The 15,219-nt window shown below is 67.6% G+C and carries 17 protein-coding genes; 8 read left to right on the plus strand and 9 right to left on the minus strand.

From position 1 onward, the window contains the following. Positions 1-314: 314 nt before the first annotated feature. A complete protein-coding gene (locus PYS65_RS06060; RefSeq protein WP_279332751.1) occupies positions 315-1,406 on the plus strand; it encodes an IS630 family transposase in 1,092 nt (363 codons plus the stop codon). On the opposite strand, the gene PYS65_RS35100 is transcribed toward PYS65_RS06060, so the two are convergent. After that, positions 1,403-1,750, minus strand: a complete 348-nt coding sequence (locus PYS65_RS35100; protein ID WP_423836070.1) for a DUF6461 domain-containing protein — start codon at positions 1,748-1,750, stop codon at positions 1,403-1,405. The two genes, PYS65_RS06060 and PYS65_RS35100, sit on opposite strands and share 4 nt — an antisense overlap. Before the next feature lie 342 nt (positions 1,751-2,092). On the opposite strand from PYS65_RS35100, the gene PYS65_RS06070 reads away from it, so the two are divergent. The 3 genes from PYS65_RS06070 (at position 2,093) to PYS65_RS06080 (ending at position 4,851) form a co-directional block, all read left to right on the plus strand. Continuing rightward, the gene (locus PYS65_RS06070; RefSeq protein WP_279332753.1) at positions 2,093-3,154 is read left to right on the plus strand and encodes a hypothetical protein; all 1,062 of its coding nucleotides are present in this window, start codon (positions 2,093-2,095) and stop codon (positions 3,152-3,154) included. 66 nt (positions 3,155-3,220) lie between these two features. After that, positions 3,221-3,454: a hypothetical protein gene (locus tag PYS65_RS06075; RefSeq protein WP_279332754.1), complete on the plus strand. Its 234-nt coding sequence runs from the start codon at positions 3,221-3,223 to the stop codon at positions 3,452-3,454. A gap of 137 nt (positions 3,455-3,591) precedes the next feature. Beyond that, complete coding sequence (locus PYS65_RS06080; RefSeq protein ID WP_279332755.1) at positions 3,592-4,851, plus strand: AlbA family DNA-binding domain-containing protein; 1,260 nt, start codon at positions 3,592-3,594, stop codon at positions 4,849-4,851. Positions 4,852-4,909: 58 nt separating this feature from the next. Here the strand turns inward: PYS65_RS06080 and PYS65_RS06085 are convergent, their stop codons facing one another. Next, positions 4,910-5,086: a hypothetical protein gene (locus PYS65_RS06085; protein ID WP_279332756.1), complete on the minus strand. Its 177-nt coding sequence runs from the start codon at positions 5,084-5,086 to the stop codon at positions 4,910-4,912. A 163-nt stretch (positions 5,087-5,249) separates the two neighbouring features. On the opposite strand from PYS65_RS06085, the gene PYS65_RS06090 reads away from it, so the two are divergent. Further along, a complete protein-coding gene (locus PYS65_RS06090; protein ID WP_279332757.1) occupies positions 5,250-7,469 on the plus strand; it encodes an ATP-dependent nuclease in 2,220 nt (739 codons plus the stop codon). 294 nt (positions 7,470-7,763) lie between these two features. Here PYS65_RS06090 and PYS65_RS06095 read toward each other — a convergent pair whose 3' ends face one another. Continuing rightward, complete coding sequence (locus PYS65_RS06095; protein ID WP_279332758.1) at positions 7,764-7,904, minus strand: hypothetical protein; 141 nt, start codon at positions 7,902-7,904, stop codon at positions 7,764-7,766. A gap of 90 nt (positions 7,905-7,994) precedes the next feature. After that, positions 7,995-8,444: an amidase family protein gene (locus PYS65_RS06100; RefSeq protein WP_279337870.1), complete on the minus strand. Its 450-nt coding sequence runs from the start codon at positions 8,442-8,444 to the stop codon at positions 7,995-7,997. Between the two features lie 300 nt (positions 8,445-8,744). Between PYS65_RS06100 and PYS65_RS06105 the strand changes: the two genes are divergently transcribed. Next, complete coding sequence (locus PYS65_RS06105) at positions 8,745-9,368, plus strand: phytanoyl-CoA dioxygenase family protein (RefSeq protein ID WP_279332759.1); 624 nt, start codon at positions 8,745-8,747, stop codon at positions 9,366-9,368. After that, complete coding sequence (locus tag PYS65_RS06110; protein WP_279332760.1) at positions 9,365-10,177, plus strand: class I SAM-dependent methyltransferase; 813 nt, start codon at positions 9,365-9,367, stop codon at positions 10,175-10,177. Before PYS65_RS06105 ends, PYS65_RS06110 begins: the two co-directional genes overlap by 4 nt. Positions 10,178-10,416: 239 nt before the next feature. Here the strand turns inward: PYS65_RS06110 and PYS65_RS06115 are convergent, their stop codons facing one another. Both PYS65_RS06115 and PYS65_RS06120 read right to left on the minus strand, forming a co-directional pair. Next, entirely contained in the window at positions 10,417-11,577 is a 1,161-nt protein-coding gene (locus PYS65_RS06115) for an IS701 family transposase (protein ID WP_055594734.1), read from the minus strand. A 65-nt stretch (positions 11,578-11,642) separates the two neighbouring features. Next, a protein-coding gene (locus tag PYS65_RS06120; protein WP_279337871.1) for an IS5 family transposase occupies positions 11,643-12,442 on the minus strand; the annotation gives its coding sequence in 2 pieces (ribosomal slippage) (positions 11,643-12,103 and positions 12,103-12,442; 801 coding nt in all). A gap of 217 nt (positions 12,443-12,659) precedes the next feature. Between PYS65_RS06120 and PYS65_RS06125 the strand changes: the two genes are divergently transcribed. Then, positions 12,660-12,818, plus strand: coding sequence for a P-loop nucleotide/nucleoside kinase family protein (locus PYS65_RS06125; RefSeq protein WP_423836152.1), 159 nt, complete (start codon positions 12,660-12,662; stop codon positions 12,816-12,818). Between the two features lie 116 nt (positions 12,819-12,934). On the opposite strand, the gene PYS65_RS06130 is transcribed toward PYS65_RS06125, so the two are convergent. Genes PYS65_RS06130 through PYS65_RS06140 form a run of 3 tightly spaced genes read right to left on the minus strand, consistent with a single transcriptional unit; the run spans position 12,935 to position 15,122 of the window. Continuing rightward, the gene (locus PYS65_RS06130; RefSeq protein WP_279332761.1) at positions 12,935-13,558 is read right to left on the minus strand and encodes a hypothetical protein; all 624 of its coding nucleotides are present in this window, start codon (positions 13,556-13,558) and stop codon (positions 12,935-12,937) included. Further along, complete coding sequence (locus PYS65_RS06135) at positions 13,555-14,748, minus strand: MAB_1171c family putative transporter (RefSeq protein ID WP_341483667.1); 1,194 nt, start codon at positions 14,746-14,748, stop codon at positions 13,555-13,557. The genes PYS65_RS06130 and PYS65_RS06135 overlap by 4 nt, the downstream gene beginning before the upstream one ends. Continuing rightward, the gene (locus tag PYS65_RS06140; RefSeq protein ID WP_279332763.1) at positions 14,745-15,122 is read right to left on the minus strand and encodes a hypothetical protein; all 378 of its coding nucleotides are present in this window, start codon (positions 15,120-15,122) and stop codon (positions 14,745-14,747) included. Before PYS65_RS06140 ends, PYS65_RS06135 begins: the two co-directional genes overlap by 4 nt. Positions 15,123-15,219: the final 97 nt, after the last annotated feature.

A 15,219-nucleotide genomic window follows, 5' to 3' on the forward strand; every position in this document is an offset into this window, starting at 1 on the left:
TGAGCAGGACCCCGGCTCCCCGGCCCCGGCCGCCGGGCCAGGACGGTCGTCTCCGAGCAGCACGGTCGGCAGGGGGCCCTCGAGAGTGGCGTCGTCCAAGACGGCGCCCATGCGGTCGCCGATCATCCGGACCGCCGCCACCAGTCCGGGCTCGCTGCCCCCGCCTGCTTCCCGTCGTTCCTGTAGGGCATCCCACCAGGGATGTGGCGGGGGCCGCCGAGTGCCCGGGTCATCCGGTTCGAAGGCTTCGGTGCACCAGCCGTCGCGCTAGTCTTCTGAGTCAGGAATCCCGTTCAGATGTGTAGAGTTGCGGGGTGGTGCGTACTGGGCGGCCGAAGGCCGAGTTGATCCTGTCGGATGAGGAACGGGCCGCGCTGGAGGGCTGGGTGCGGCGCCGTTCCACGCCGCAGGCGTGGGCCTTGCGGTGCCGGATCATCCTGGCGTGCGCCACCGGCGCGTCGAACAAGGACGTGGCTGCGCAACTCGGCTCGACGCCGCATGCGGTGGGCCGCTGGCGGAAGCGGTTCGTTGAGCACCGGATCGCCGGCCTGGGCGACATGCCACGCTCCGGCGGGCCCCGGACGGTCACCGACGAGCAGGTGGCCGCCGTGGTGCAGCGGACGCTGGAGAGCACGCCGAAGAACGCCACCCACTGGTCAACCCGGGCGATGGCCCAGGAGATGGGCCTGTCGCAGTCGACGGTGTCGCGGATCTGGCGGGCGTTCGGCCTGCAGCCGCACCGCACCGAGACGTTCAAGCTGTCCACCGACCCGTACTTCGTCGACAAGGTGCACGACGTGGTCGGCCTGTACCTGGATCCGCCGGAGCGGGCGCTGGTGTTCTGCGTGGACGAGAAGTCGCAGATCCAGGCCCTGGACCGCTCCCAGCCGGTGCTGCCGATGATGCCCGGCGTCCCGCAGCGCCTCACCCACGACTATGTGCGGGCGGGCACCACCACCCTGTTCGCCGCGCTGGAGGTGGCCACGGGCAAGGTGATCGGCTCGCTGCACCGCCGGCACCGGGCCGAGGAGTTCAAGAAGTTCCTGGTCAAGCTGGACCGGGAGGTCCCGGCGGATCTGGACGTGCACCTGGTGCTGGACAACTACGCCACCCACAAGACCCCGGCGATCAAGACGTGGCTGCTGGCCCATCCCCGCTTCCACCTGCACTTCACGCCCACCGGGTCGTCCTGGCTGAACCTGGTGGAGCGGTGGTTCGCCGAGCTGACGAACAAGCAGATACGGCGCGGCGTCCACAAATCGGTGCAGGCGCTGGAGAAGGACATCCGCGCCTGGATCGCTGCGTGGAACACCGACCCGAAGCCCTACGTGTGGACGAAGACCGCGGACGAGATCCTCGAACGCCTCGCCGGTTATCTGAACAGAATTCCTGACTCAGAAGACTAGTGCCCGAAGGCGTCCACGCTGACATTACTGTCGACGGTGAATGTCTCCGTGTCGTGGGAGAGCCTCGACAGGAGGCCGGGCATGCCGCCCAGGACTCCCCATTCCTCGTAGCAGAACGACCAGTCGCCCAGCGAACCGACCCGCAGCACCGACTTCGGGGCCCCAGCCCGGTAAGCATCGGCGCCCAGGCGGACTGCCTCCAGCTTCGGCATTATCCGGGCATCTCCGGGGAGTGCGCCGTAGCGGACGAGTACGTCGTCCGGTGGGATGCCACGGGTGAACGTGGTGCACCACGATTCTGCGCGGACCCAGTCGAGGGAAGGCCCTGTCGGCAACTCGCTCATCTTTGCTCACCCTCGCAGGGAACGATGGCCGTCCAGGAGGCGTCGCCCCTGATTGCGTCAAGAACAGAAATGATCACTCATGGCCACGGGCATCCTGCTGCCAGGCCCCTACCCCGGGCCCTCACGCAACGTGACGGCCAGGCAGTCCACTCGGGACGACACACCGCCCAAGTTCGAAGATCCCCGAAAGTTCGAGCCCCACAGTAACGGACAGCCGTCTCGCGCCGTACGGTCACCGATCGCCCAGGGTGTCGTCTCGGCCTTTCGTGAACTGCGCACGGACGGCCCGCTGTCAGTCCCCCTTCGTAGGCTGGTGTGAGACACCTGAGACAGGAGGGCAACGTGGCCCGCAACGGAATCAACAAGCGCGAGCTAGACAAGTGGGCGAGAAACGTCGTCAAGGAGACCAACAAGAGCCTGGAGCGCGCTCAACGACGGAACCCTCCTCGTGTGTCTGCCCAGCTCGATGCCACCGCCGGCGCGGTCCCCGGCGGTGAGACGACCGAGAGCAGCGGCTATCTGGCCCGGCTGCTGCTGTGGCTGGACAGCAGCGCGAAGCAGAACCCGTCGGCGTACATCAACGTCGCCCCCTTTGTTGAGGAACTCCAGCTAGAGGAAGAAGATCCGACCATCCTCGCTCTCCAACTGGAGCAGCACGGCCTGGTGGAGATCCTCCGTGCCATGGGAGATACCGGCACCCACGTCCATCTCACCGACCCAGGCCGCGTCGCCGTGCGTCAGCTGAAAGACCTGCAGAAGGACCGTGCCGCCCGGATCCGGCACACGATGGACGCCCTGCTGCGGTGGCTCTTCGACACCGCCAGCGACCAGACGCCCGTCAATCCGGCCCTGTTCCTCGCGACGCCCGGCTCGTACTTCGCCGGAACCGAGATCAGCGGGACCGAGCTGCACCAGGCGCTCGCATACCTGACAGAGCACAAGCTGATCGAACACATCGACACCGACCCCGCCACGGTCGCCATCACATCCCGGGGCGTCAGCTGCGCCCTGTCCGGAGGAAGCGTGCAGGACCACATCAACCAGCCCCGCCCCGGCACCACATACAACAACTACATGCCGAACGCCAAGGGCGTCATCATGGGCGAGCAGCAGCACTTCACCCAGAACAACACCGACGGCGTCGACCCCACGCTGTTTGCCCAGCTCGCCGGATACATCGGCCAGGTCAGTACCACCCTGGGAATGTCCGACGCGGACCGCGTGGAGCTGGAGCGCGTCGCCCAGGACCTCCACACCGAGGCGACCTCGGGCAACCCTGAGCCGGGCCGCCTGCGTCAGTTCGCCACGCAGCTCAAGGACAAGCTCCTGGAGGCCGGCACCACCATCGCGGCCACGATGGGAGTACAGATGGCTGATCAGGCCCTCGCCGGACTGATGCAGTAGCCGCTTCCAGCACCACCACGGGCCCGGGGGTCAGCCATGACGCCCGGGCCCGGTGAAAGAGGAACAGTGAAGGAAGAGACCGCCGAACAGAACCGCTATTGGCGCGCGATGTGCGCGCTCCCCGCAGCGAGCCGGGAACCTGCTACCGCCGGGCACGCTGTCTTCTGGGACGTCACCGAAAAGATCCTCAAGGAGCACGCACCTGCCGATGGTCCTGAACCCTCTTGTCAGGGGTGCGGCAAGCGCTGGCCGTGCGAGATAGCCGAGTCCGCCATGAAGCAGGTCGGGGTGTGGTCGTGAGCACCCCCATGCCGCCGTCGGAACCACCGCTACTGCCAGTGCTCCCGCTCACCCCCCGGCGTAGCCTGCTCGAGAGCATGAACCGTGACGATGCGCCTGGTTCGGCACCACACGGTACTGGGAGAGGGGAGCCGGGCATGGCGAACGGCGGGCAGATGGAGACGGCTGCACTGGTGGCGATGCTCAGCGAGCGCGCCTTGGTGAAGGTCAAGCTGGCCCTGGTCGCGGACGCACAACAGTGGCGACTGCACCATGGCCAGGTCACCTTGGACGACGACGCCCCACTGAAGGATCGAGCCTGGCGCTACAGCACGGCAACCTTTCTGGAGCTGCGCCTGCCCGGCCCGACGGTCGCCGCGCTGCTGCGGGGCGACGACCAGGACGTCCACGGCCTTCGCGTCGTCTCCCCCGACCCGGTGTCCTCCAGCGCCTCCACCTATCGGCTGCGCGGCCAGGAAGAGTGGGGCCGGGTGACCACGCCATGGCCGCGCACCGAGTGGACCATCAACCGGGACACCAGCGCTCCCCAGCCCGGCCACGGCCTACTGGTCGGGGGCGGCCCTTCCTTTCTGAACTTCGACCAAGCGCTTAACGCCTTCCTTCACCAGCGCCCCCACGACAGCACCGCGGGCCGTGCGGACCTGTGGCGTATCGTCCTGCCGCAGCGTGCGGGCTGGTTTGCGCAGATCACCATCGGGCCCGACCTGCTGACGGCCGTCGTTGACGGTGAGGCCCTGAACGGCGCGGTACTGGAGCTGAGCTGGGCGGCGGGCAACCAGTCCCAGTCCGTCGACGGTGCCGACACCTACCGCTTTCCGCTGCCCCATGGACTCGCCCACGAGAGCCTGTTGATGCTCCGCCGCGAGGACCAGTGGCTGGACTGGCGCAGCTTCCCGGCTCCCACATACGGGCGTGCCCGCGACGCCTCGGTCGTCTGGGAGCAGCCCGGACCTGAGCTGGACATCCTCCTGGCGAACGGAGAGGGACAGTACCTGGAGTGCAAACGGGAGGTCCCGGAGGGCGACTCACGGAAGAAGATGCTCAAAACCATCGCCGCCTTCGCATCGCAGGACGGCGGCACCGTCCTCATCGGCGTCCGAGACGACCTGCAGGTCGTGGGCCTGCCCGAGGGAGCGAACGTCGACAAGCAGGTCCTCCAGGTCGTCGGCATGATCCGCGACAACCTGGAGCCGGTGCCGGCCTACGAAACACGCGTGATCGACCACGACGGAAAGACGGTCCTTGCTATCGAAGTCTCCGGTGGGGGCCAGATGTACGCCTACCGCGACGGACAGCGCGCGGAGTTCTACGTCCGCGTCGGCCCGAACACGGTGCCCGCACGCCACCATGAGATCGCCGCCGGATTCCGGCAGGCTCCGACCGTCGCAACGTTCTGAGAGCCGCCGCACCGGCGACGGCGCATGTCGACCGCACCCGGTGCGGTCGACATCGCGCTCACCAGTCGTCGGGGGCGCTGCCCACCCACGCGATCGGCTCGCCGTCGCTGTTGTGGCCCCAGTGCGGTTCCTCCAGCGAGGTCTCGTGCCCTTCGTCCAGGACGCAGATCTGTCCCCAGCGGCCGTGCTTGCCCGAGCAGATCCGGATTAGCACGGCCGCTTCGCCGTCGTGCACCGTGAAGATGGGACGGTCGCAGCCCGGACGACACCGCCGCCGAACTCGGTGAGCAGTGGCCGAAGTTTCCGCATGCCCGCGTGGTCTTGTGTTGCTGAACCTCAGCAGCGTGGTCACACCGGCCTCTACGATGTTCGTTCGGCTGAACCATCTCTGGAGCACCATGCGCCTTGAGCACATCAGAATCGACAACTTCCGTGGCCTGAGCCGTGTGGACATGTCGTTCTCCCGATTCGGGTGCCTGATCGGCGAGAACAACGCCGGGAAGTCGTCGGTGTTCCAGGCGCTCAACATGTTCCTGCGTTCCGGCTCGGCTGCCCAGACCGACTTTCTGAACCCTGTGCGCCCGGTCCGCATCCAGTTGACGTTCGCCGAAATCAGCGATGCCGACCTGCAGCGTCTGGAGGAAGGCCACCGATCCCGCATTGAGGGAGAGATCCACGAGGGGCGCCTGACCCTGGCCCGTACCTACACCGGGCCGGGCAAAGGCGCCGTGTGGCTGGTCAAGAAGGTGCCCAGCGACCCCCGCTTCCATAGGAAGGTCCTCGAGGAGGTCATCAAACCCAAGATCCCCCCGGAGGAGCTTGCGGAGAACGTCCGGCACACCTACCCGCAGATCTACGAGAAGCTGTCCGGAAAGATCACGCGTGTTGCAGTCAGACGGGAGTGGGAGGAACTCGTCTCCGCTCTCACCGGCGACGACTACGTAACGGGCGACGAGCCGCTGAAGACGGGCATGGACAAGTCGGTCGCTGCACTGCTGCCGGAGCCGATCTACATCCCGGCCGTGAAGGAACTCAACGACGACGTCAAGACCGGCTCCACGGCAACGTTCGGGCGGCTGTTATCCATCCTGTTCGAAGACATTGAGCACCAACTCCCCGAGCTTGAGTCCTCCTTCGATCAGCTGCGCAAGCAGCTCAACGTGGTGAAGGACGAGGACGGCAAAGAGAGGGACAAGCGGCTGCCCGAGGTGCGCCAGATCGAGTCGCTGATCCAGCGCAATCTGCAGGAGTCCTTCCCCCTCGCCAGCGTGCGCCTGGAGATCCCCCCGCCGCGGCTGCGCAGCCTGCTGGAGGAGGCGGAGATTGCTGTTAACGACGGCATCAGCGGGCCGTTCAAGACCAAGGGAGACGGGCTGCGCCGCTCGGTGGCGTTCGCCATTCTGCGCGCCTACGTGGACCTGAAGACCGCTCGGCCTGCCCGGCCCGACAGTGCCCAGCAGCCCTGCCTCCTGCTGTTCGAGGAGCCCGAGGTCTTTCTCCACCCACGCGCCCAGCGCAAGCTCTTCGAGGCCCTGGCGGTCTTCGCCACTTACAACGACGTCCTGGTCAGCACGCACTCATCCGCCTTCTTCGCGCCCGGGGCCACGGGCACATTTGTGAAGGTGGTCAAGGACCACTCGTTGACCCCGCCGACCAGCCGAGCCTGCGTGATCGATCTGTCCGACATGGACGCCCGGGACCAGTTCGAGATCATCACGCACGAGAACAACGAGGCGGCGTTCTTCGCCAGCTCCGTGCTGCTCGTGGAAGGCCCGAGCGACCACATCCTCATCCCGCATATCGCGCGCACTCTGAATCCGGCGTGGGACTTCGACAAGCACGGAGCGGCGATCGCCCGGGTCGAGGGCAAGGGCAGCATCGCGCGGTACCGCAACTTCTTCCGCCGCTTCGACATGCGGGTCGCGGTCGTCGCAGATCTGGACGCGGTGCTGGACGGCTTCGACAAGCTGGGCGCCAGCCGCAACTGCCATGAGCTGCGTGACCGGGTGGTGTCCCGGGTCAACGAGCTGGTGGCGAAGGAAGACGGCGAGGTGCCGGGCAGCACCCTGAAAAGCATGCGGTCCAGCGGTTCCGTGCGAGAGCTGTGGCGGCAGGCTCAGCGCAAGCGCGAGGAGCACTCCCAGGGACTGTGCGCGTTCGAGGAGCTGGACGCCGCAGTCAGCGCCTTCTTCGCCCGCTCCACCTCGGGCGCCGCACGGCGGATCCTCGAAGAGGCCCTGGACCCGAAGCTTAAGAAGATGAAGCTGGAACTGTTGGGGATGCTGCGCCAAGAGGACATCTACGTGTGGGAGCACGGGGCTATCGAGGCCTACTACCCTCTGCGGGAGACGAACGAGTCAAACAAGAAGAACGATCGAGCGCGCCGGTTCTGCGAGGATCACATCACCCCAGACGACATCCGTGGTCTGGATGTCTTCAAGGAGTCGGCTGTCTGCGAGTTTGATCTCATCTTCGAAGCCTTCTTCGGATCCTCGGCGCTGGATGCCGCGCCTCAGCTCCCCTCGCAGGGGGTTTCTGGCGCATCGGTGGCGGAACCGGCTGCCGAAGTGGATATGCCGCGACCGGATGACCGGCTGGCCCCTTACCCCGCGGGCTGACCAGACGTGGTCGATGGATGGTGAAGGCGCCGTGCTCCTCCTCTGGTTGGAAGGGCGGCGCCAGCGGGAGACGGCGATGTGAGGGAATCAGTTCCCCCGGGGAGTCCGCCCCGAAGGGCCGAGGGTCAGGATGTGAGTCTGTGGAGCCCATCGGCCGAATGTAGTGGTAGAAGGGGCTCCCGCTTTCAGGGCTTCCCAACCTCACGATTCCGAGCCGCTCCCGCCCGAAGTTGGCCGGCTGTTGGAGCTTGTCGGTGACGCAACCTGTACGGGCGCCGACCACTCAACTCGCAGCTACGTCAGCGGCCGGGCGCGCCGGAGGTCCAGAAGCGTGGGCGGCAGGCCAAGAGCATTCATCGCCTTGTCGATGGTCGGCTTCATCGGGTTGCCGGCGAGCAGCGGGCTGATCGCCGCTGCTGCCTGAAGCAGTGCCACCGGGACCCATAGACGCTCCGGGGTGATGTCCGCCTCACCAGGCCCGATGTTCGATCAGATCCGCGCTCATGATCGATAGGAATACGGCTTCTAACGGTCAGGAGCCTCGCCCGCCCGGCCTTCTGGGAGGCCGGGCGGGCAGCCGAGAAGCGATGCTAGGACTTCGGCCATTGCAAGCAAAGTCGGGTCCGAGTAAGCCGGTCCCACAAGCTGCACGCCGATCGGGAGCCCATCCACGTTTTGTGCAACAGGTACGACCAGGCTGGGCAGACCGACGTGATTGGTGAGGTTGGCCCAGCTGGTCTGGTCGAAGAAACTCCGTTCGACGCCGTCGACCACGAGGGTGCGGCTGCTGGCCGAGATCGCCGGGGTGGGGGCCGCTGGGGTGATGAGGACATCGTGCTCGGCTTCGGCGAAGAACCGCTGCCAGGTCTCCCGAAGCCAGAGGCGCTCTTCGTTGGCGCGGAGCCAGGCTCGGTGCGTCTGCGTCCGGTGGCGGCGAAGCCGCCCGCGTCCGCGTGGTCGGCTACCGCAACCCAGGCCGCCCCCTGCCCTCCGCCGACCTGCTGGAGTACTGCGGCATGTCCGCCGCCGCACTCACCGACCAGGCGCTCTCGATGCTGAAGGAGCCGCGATGACTACCCCGCTCGCACCCGACCCTGAGCAGCTGGCCGCCTTCGACCGCGACGGCCTGCTCATCCTGCGCGGCGCCCTCGACCCCAAGGTCCGCGACCGCGCGGCCGAGGCCGCAGGCCGACTCCTCGCCACGGACCGGACCTCGGGCCGGACCGCTCGGTCGACGGCAAGGACGGCTTCCGCGGCGTCGTCGCCAACCCGGCCGTGCTGCCCACGCCCATCGCGCTGCTCAGCCCCAACATCCATCTGCTGTCGAGCAACCTGATCTCCATGCCGTCCCGGCACGGATGGCACCGCGGCATGTCCTCCACTGTGACCGACCTCGGCGTCGAGTACACGCCCCGCCTGGCGATCAAGGTGGCGTACTTCCTCACCGTCCCAGGCCCGGATGCCGGGCTCACGATGTTCGTGCCCGGCAGCCACACCCGCACCGGACCCGTCACCGTCCCCCAGGGGGACATCGACCCGCCCGGCGCGATCACTCCGGACATCGGCCCGTACGACGTGGTGCTCTTCGAGAACCGCACCTGGCACGCCGGCGGCCTCAACCGCTCCGGACACGAGCGGCTGGCCGTGATGATGCAGTACGGCTTCCGGTGGCTCAACGCGGTCGACGACCCCGACCTCGCCCTCCTCGACCGGCCGGACCTCGACGCCGTCGAGCGGCAGCCCCCCGGCGCCCGCGACCGCCGCCCCGACGACTCCGTCGCCCGCGAGGGCTCCGGTGCCCGCCCCCTCACCGACTGGTGGCAGCACCCGACCGGCGCCCCGGCTCGTCGACCGATCACCCGACCCCGACCGCACCACCGCGGGAGACTGGACCCGTGACCTCCTCCACCCCCTCGCACCCGCCCGGAGAGCCGTTCGCGTCCACCGTGCCGTACTACGCCGCCTTCCGGCCCCGCTACGCGCCCGAGTTCTCCACCCTGCTCGCCGAGCGCTTCGGCCTGGACGGCACCCAGCGCGTCCTCGATCTCGGCGCAGGACCCGGCACCATCGCCCTCGACCTCGCCCCGCGCGTCGGCGAGGTCATCGCCGTCGACCCCGAGAAGGGCATGCTCGACGAGGGCCGCCGCCTGGCCGCCGAGCACGGCATCACCAACATCACCTGGCGCGAGGGCGACTCCACCCTCCTCCCGGCGATGGACATCGGGCCCGTGCTGCTCGCCGTCCTGGGCGCGGCGTACCACTGGATGGACCGCGACCGGGTCGCCCGGGACCTCGACCGGATCATCGAGCCGGGCGGAGCGGTCGTCCTCGCCTCCCGCGGCGCCCCCGGCGACCTCGAGCCCGCCCCCTGGCGGCGGGTCGTCGACGAGGTCCGCACCCGCCACCTCGGTCCCGAGCGCCGCGCCGGCTCCGGCGCCTGCTCCCCTCCCGGGGAACGCCACCAGGATGTCCTCGCCCGCGGCCCGTTCTCCCGGGTCGACACCGCGCGCTGGGAGCACACCCTGACCCGCACCGTGGACGAGGTCATCGGCTGGGTCTTCAGCCTCTCCTACTCGAGCCCCGCCCGGCTCGGCGCGAAGAAGGACGCCTTCGAGCAGGACCTGCGCGCGGCGCTGCTCGCCTTCGCCCCGTCCGGCCGGTTCGACGGGGTGATCCACACCGAGGCGGTCATCGCCACCAGGCCGTAACCCAACCTGGGTCGGCTCGGGCATACGGTCCGCGTAACAGCACTCAGGATCTTAGTACTGCAACGGTGCTTGTGCTGATTGCTGACCAGTTCAGGGACTGTGGCCACGCCGTTTGTAGTGACTGACGCGGGCCTGACGTTGTCGTCTGCGCCGCCATGTCGACCAGTGCAGGATGTGCTCGACCGGTGCGGGGCGGCGGTCGGTGAGGCGGGTGATCAGCCGTCGGATCTCGGCGATGCTCAGGTGGATGAGCGGGGAGGATCCGTTTCTGCTTTCTCCGCATCCAGCTGGCGGGCGCGCAGGACGGTCAGGCAGGCGTGGGCGGCCATGGCCAATGTCATGTGGCGGTGCCAGCCGGGGTAGCGGCGGACCTGGTAGTCGTCCAGGCCGCACTCCTGCTTCGCTGTCTGAAAGCACTCCTCGATCGCCCACCGGCTGCCCGCGATGCGGATGAGCTGATCCAGCGTGGTGCCGGCGGGGCAGTAGGCGATGTAGTAGGAGATCTCCTCGGGGCGGCTGACGCTGCGGCGGGCCAACACCCAGTGCCGACGGTCGGGCCGGTGCCAGGGACGGACTTCGACGCGGGCCCAGTCGTAGATGCGCCGGCCGTGGGCTCCTTCACCGCAGGAACGGCGTTTCCACTTCTGCCGTGGCAGGCCCGGGAACAGCTCGTGGACGGGGTGGTCGAGCGCGAAGCGGGTGACGACGGTGTCGTGTCGGGTGGTGGCCATGACGTGGAAGACGTCCGCCTGCTCGAGTTCGAAGCGCCAGCCCTTGCTGAAGCCGTAGGCGGCATCTGCCGTCACCCACCGGAACGGAATCTTCTCGGCGATCGCCCGGCGGATCATCGCCTTGGCGATGGCCACCTTGGTGGCGAAGCCGACCTCGTCGCCGATGCCGGCCTGCCGGCACCGTTCCCGGTCGTCCGTCCAGGACGTGGGCAGATACAGCCTGCGGTCGATCAGCGTGCGGCCGCGGTCGGTGGCGTAGGCGAGGAACACCCCGATCTGGGAGTTCTCGGTGCGTCCCGCGGTGCCGGAGTACTGCCTTTGCACCCCGGCCGAGCGGGTGCCCTTCTTCAGGAAACCGGTGTCGTCGATGATGAGCACCGCGTCCTGATCACCGAGGTTGTCGACTACGTATCGGCGCACGTCGTCGAGGACCTCGTCGGTGTCCCACTCGATCCGGTTCAGCATCCGCTGGATGCGATCCGGCCCGGCATGGCCAGCTTCCTCCGCCAGGGTCCAGCCGTTCTTGCGCTGCAGCGGAGCGATTAGGCCCCGCATGTACGCCAGCGCCGACTGGCGCGGCTCCTCCCGATTGAACCGGTGCACAAACCGCTCATGCACCGCCTCGAGTTCACCCGCCCACAGCCTGACATCAGCAAGGTCCCCACCCATGACCACATCAACGACCGAGCTGGCCAGCAGTCACGGCAAGCACCGTTGCAGTATTAGAAGTCATCTCATTTGGCGAGTCTGCGGTAGCAGATGAGGGTGCAGGCGATGCTCGTGAAGGCCAGGAAGTGCTCGGCCTTGCGCTCGTAGCGGCGGTGGAGCCGTCGGCAGCCGGCCAGCCAGGCCATGGTCCGCTCGATCGTCCACCGGTGCCGCCCCAGCCGCTGCAAGGTCTCGATGCCCTTGCGGGCGATGCGATGGGTGATACCGCGCCCGCGGAGCCATCGCCGCAGGTGACGGTAGTCGTACCCCTTGTCGGCGTGCAGCTTGCCGGGCCGGCGCCGACGAGGGCCCCGGCGGGACCGGATCGGCGGGATGCCCTGCACCAGCGGGATCAGGGCCTGGCTGTCGTGGACGTTGGCCCCGGAGATGCCGACGGACAGGGGCAAACCCGTCCGCTCCGTGAGCAAATGGATCTTCGACCCGTACTTGCCCCGGTCCACAGGATTCGGACCCGTCAGGTCCCCCTTTTCAGGGCCCGCAGGTTCACCGAGTCGATCGCGCACCGCGACCGGTCCAGCTCACCTCGGGACCCGAGCTCATCCAGGACCAGCCGGTGCAGCTTGGCCCACACCCGGGCCTTGGTCCACTCGGTGAACCGACGGTGCGCCGTGGCCCCGGACGGCCCGAACGACTCCGCCGGCAACTGCTGCCACGTGCAGCCGGAGGTCGCGACGAACACGATCGCGGCCAGCACCTCGCGGTCGCCGTACCGGCGCCGGCCGCCGCCCTGAGGCCGCGTCGGCGCCTCCGGCACCACCCGCTGGAACAGCTCCCACAACTCATCCGGCACCAGCCGCTCAACGATCCCTGCCACGGCCGACAGCCTACCCAGCCAAATGAGATGACCTCTTAGACGTACCCGAAGCATGCGTCGCCCGCTACCTCCGTGAGCGGGCTCCACCTTCAAAGTGGAGCCCGCGTCCGGCACCGGCCGCCACCCTGACTACTTCATCACCGCGGACGAGCCCACACTCGCCTTGGAAGGGAGCATGACATCGTGAGCGAGCACCGCCGTCCTGCTCATCGGGAGCACCGGCTCCGGCAAGACACGTCTCGCCCAGGCCTTGGCCGACCGCGACCTGATCCGCCTTACCGTGGACGAGGAGGTCTACCATCTCCACGGACGGTACGGCGTCGACTACCCCGAGCATCAATACTTCGAGCGCGACACCCCTTGTTGAGACCGTACGCGCGATAGCGTGACTGGACAAGGTGATCGTCAGCCGCTGCTGCGCGTGGCTACCAGGCGGCTCCACCGATACGGGACGCGCCCGATACGGCGCGCCCGCCGAAGCTGCTACCGCAGAAGCGTGAACACCAGGGCGGCGGTGGAGCCCAACGCGGTGCCGCAGACGAGCTGAGCCAGGGTGTGTGCCTTCAGGACGCGGCGGGACCACCCCATGGCCGCGACGAAAAGGACCGCGGGAAGGACCAGCGTCTGGCCGAAGACCAGGACGAGGATCATCACGGTGCCGCCGGCCACCGCGTTGTGCACGGATATCTGCCACCACACCGTCACCGCCAGCGCGCTGGCCAGGCCGACGAGCATGGCGATGACGAGGGCGAAGACCTCCCGCGGCGCGCCCAGGACGTTCAGGAGCACGATGCCGGCCACCACGGAGGCCAGGGTGGCCGTGAGGGGGGCGATGCGCTGCTTGCGTACGCGGATGTGCTTGTCGGTGAGCTTCCCGCGACGGACGCCGAAGTGGATGATCCCCATGGGGACGATGCCGCAGAAGAAGGCCGCGAACAGGCCCCATCCGACTCCGCTGAAACTGCCTGTGCTGTGCCAGCCGATCAGCAGGAGCAGCGCGATGACCAGGTTGGCCGGTGCGAAGACGTCGGTGAGGACCTTCGCCGCTTTCACGCGCGGGGTGGCTTCGGCGTAGGTGGGGGTAGGGGGCGCGACGAAGGTGCTCATGCCAGTGGCTCCATCAGGCGGTCTTCGGCGTCCGTGAAGTCTCGGACGAGGTCGGAGTGGTAGGCGTCGGACAGCTGGGTGAGCGCGGAGATCTCACTGTGCAGGTCCCGCCCGCCGCCCGCGGGGCGGTGCTCGACGCTGGAACCGGGCGCTGCGCCGCGGAGCTTGGCGTGGCGTGCGGTCGCGAGCCAGCAGGCTTCGGCGGCGATTGCGGCCTGGGTGCCGAAGAGGCCGTGGGCTTCGGCGTGCTGCTGGGCCCGTTTCCGGAGGGCGGGCGACGCGTAGTTGTTGAGGGCCAGGGCGGCATCACGGATCTCGACGCCTCGCCGGTACAAGCGGTCGTGCACATTGAGTGGGTTGAGGTGTTCGGTCACCACGCTGCGTGGAGCGTGGAGGCGTACGGAGGGTGTGACCTGTGTGAGGTCTCGCCACAGGGGGCGCAGGCGCAGTAGCGCGTGCCGCTTGGTCCGCCAGCTGTGGAGCAGGCTGAGCATGGGCAGGCTGGTGCCTGCGACGATGAGGACGAGGGCCGCCATGAGCAGGGCGGTGCTGATGTAGTCGTCCATGGCGCCGGGGAAGAGGCCGTCACCGTGGATGCGTGTGGTGATCGTTGTCGCTCTGACGACGGCATACGCGACGCCGGCAGCCAAGCCCATGCCGACGATTCGAAGTCCCCAACTGAGCGCTGGACCACTTGAGTTGTGTCCCCAGCGCCAACAGAGCCTCATGCCTCCCAGCAGTGAGGCGGTGAGGTAGCCGAGGAAGAGAAGTGTGTAGGCGAGGAACGCGTAACGGGCCACGGGATCCGCAAGTATCGACGGCGTCTCGTACGGCTGGAGTTTCGCGAAGAACAAGATCGCCATGGCGAGCGCCGTCGCGCAGGCGAACATGGTGCGCCGCCGCTTGGTTCGCGGCTCGTCCGAAGCCCCGGAGACCTTACGCAGGAAGGCCAGCAGAGCAGCTGATGCAAGCACCCCTCCAATGAGGTGCTTCAGCAAGTAGGAGAGGTCGGTGACGCTTGTCCATTGGTCGAGCGCTCTTCCAGGTGGCATGCGCAACGTCATCATGACGGCCAGCCCAAAAAAGGCCCACCAAAGAGACCGGTCCTGCCCCCTACGCCAGACCTTGACGGCACGCCATGCAACGGTGATCCACAGGAGTACAGCGACCACGAACGTGAAGGTGCTCATCTTCTGCCGTCACCGCGCAGCGCCGCGTCAAGACGGTCGAGTTCGGGATTACGAGCTTTCGGAAGGGGCGTCAGTTTTGCCAATTGGGCTATTCGGGTGGCGAGTTGCTCGGCCTCGCGTTCCTGGGGACTGCTGAAGTTCGCTCGTCCCAGCACACTGCGGACAGTGCGGGGGTCGATGGTGGTGAACAGTTCGCCCAGGTGGGCGCCCGTACTTGTATCGCTCGAGGAGCTGTGCCCGAGGAGCATGTGGCTGATTTCGTGCAGGACGATGTGGTCTCGGTGCAACGGGGAAGTCGACGCCTCGAAAAAGATGTAGTCCGCGGTATCGAGTTCCACCCACAGGCCGCACAACTCGTCGTCCGCGCCGCTCACTCCTTCTACTTCCTCGACAAGCAGAAGGCGGCCTCGGTACGCCGCTACAGCAGCGCAGAATTTCTGCATATCGAAGGGGGAAGGAATCTCGATCCCT

Source organism: Streptomyces cathayae, from assembly GCF_029760955.1.
Lineage (GTDB): Bacteria > Actinomycetota > Actinomycetes > Streptomycetales > Streptomycetaceae > Streptomyces > Streptomyces cathayae.

Bases quoted from the DNA above. Each gene is read 5' to 3' on its own strand.
- PYS65_RS35100 (WP_423836070.1), bottom strand. From the start codon at position 1,750: ATGAGCGAGTTGCCGACAGGGCCTTCCCTCGACTGGGTCCGCGCAGAA.
- PYS65_RS06080 (WP_279332755.1), top strand. From the start codon at position 3,592: ATGGCGAACGGCGGGCAGATGGAGACGGCTGCACTGGTGGCGATGCTC.
- PYS65_RS06090 (WP_279332757.1), top strand. From the start codon at position 5,250: ATGCGCCTTGAGCACATCAGAATCGACAACTTCCGTGGCCTGAGCCGT.
- PYS65_RS06115 (WP_055594734.1), bottom strand. From the start codon at position 11,577: ATGGGTGGGGACCTTGCTGATGTCAGGCTGTGGGCGGGTGAACTCGAG.
- PYS65_RS06130 (WP_279332761.1), bottom strand. From the start codon at position 13,558: ATGAGCACCTTCGTCGCGCCCCCTACCCCCACCTACGCCGAAGCCACC.
- PYS65_RS06135 (WP_341483667.1), bottom strand. From the start codon at position 14,748: ATGAGCACCTTCACGTTCGTGGTCGCTGTACTCCTGTGGATCACCGTT.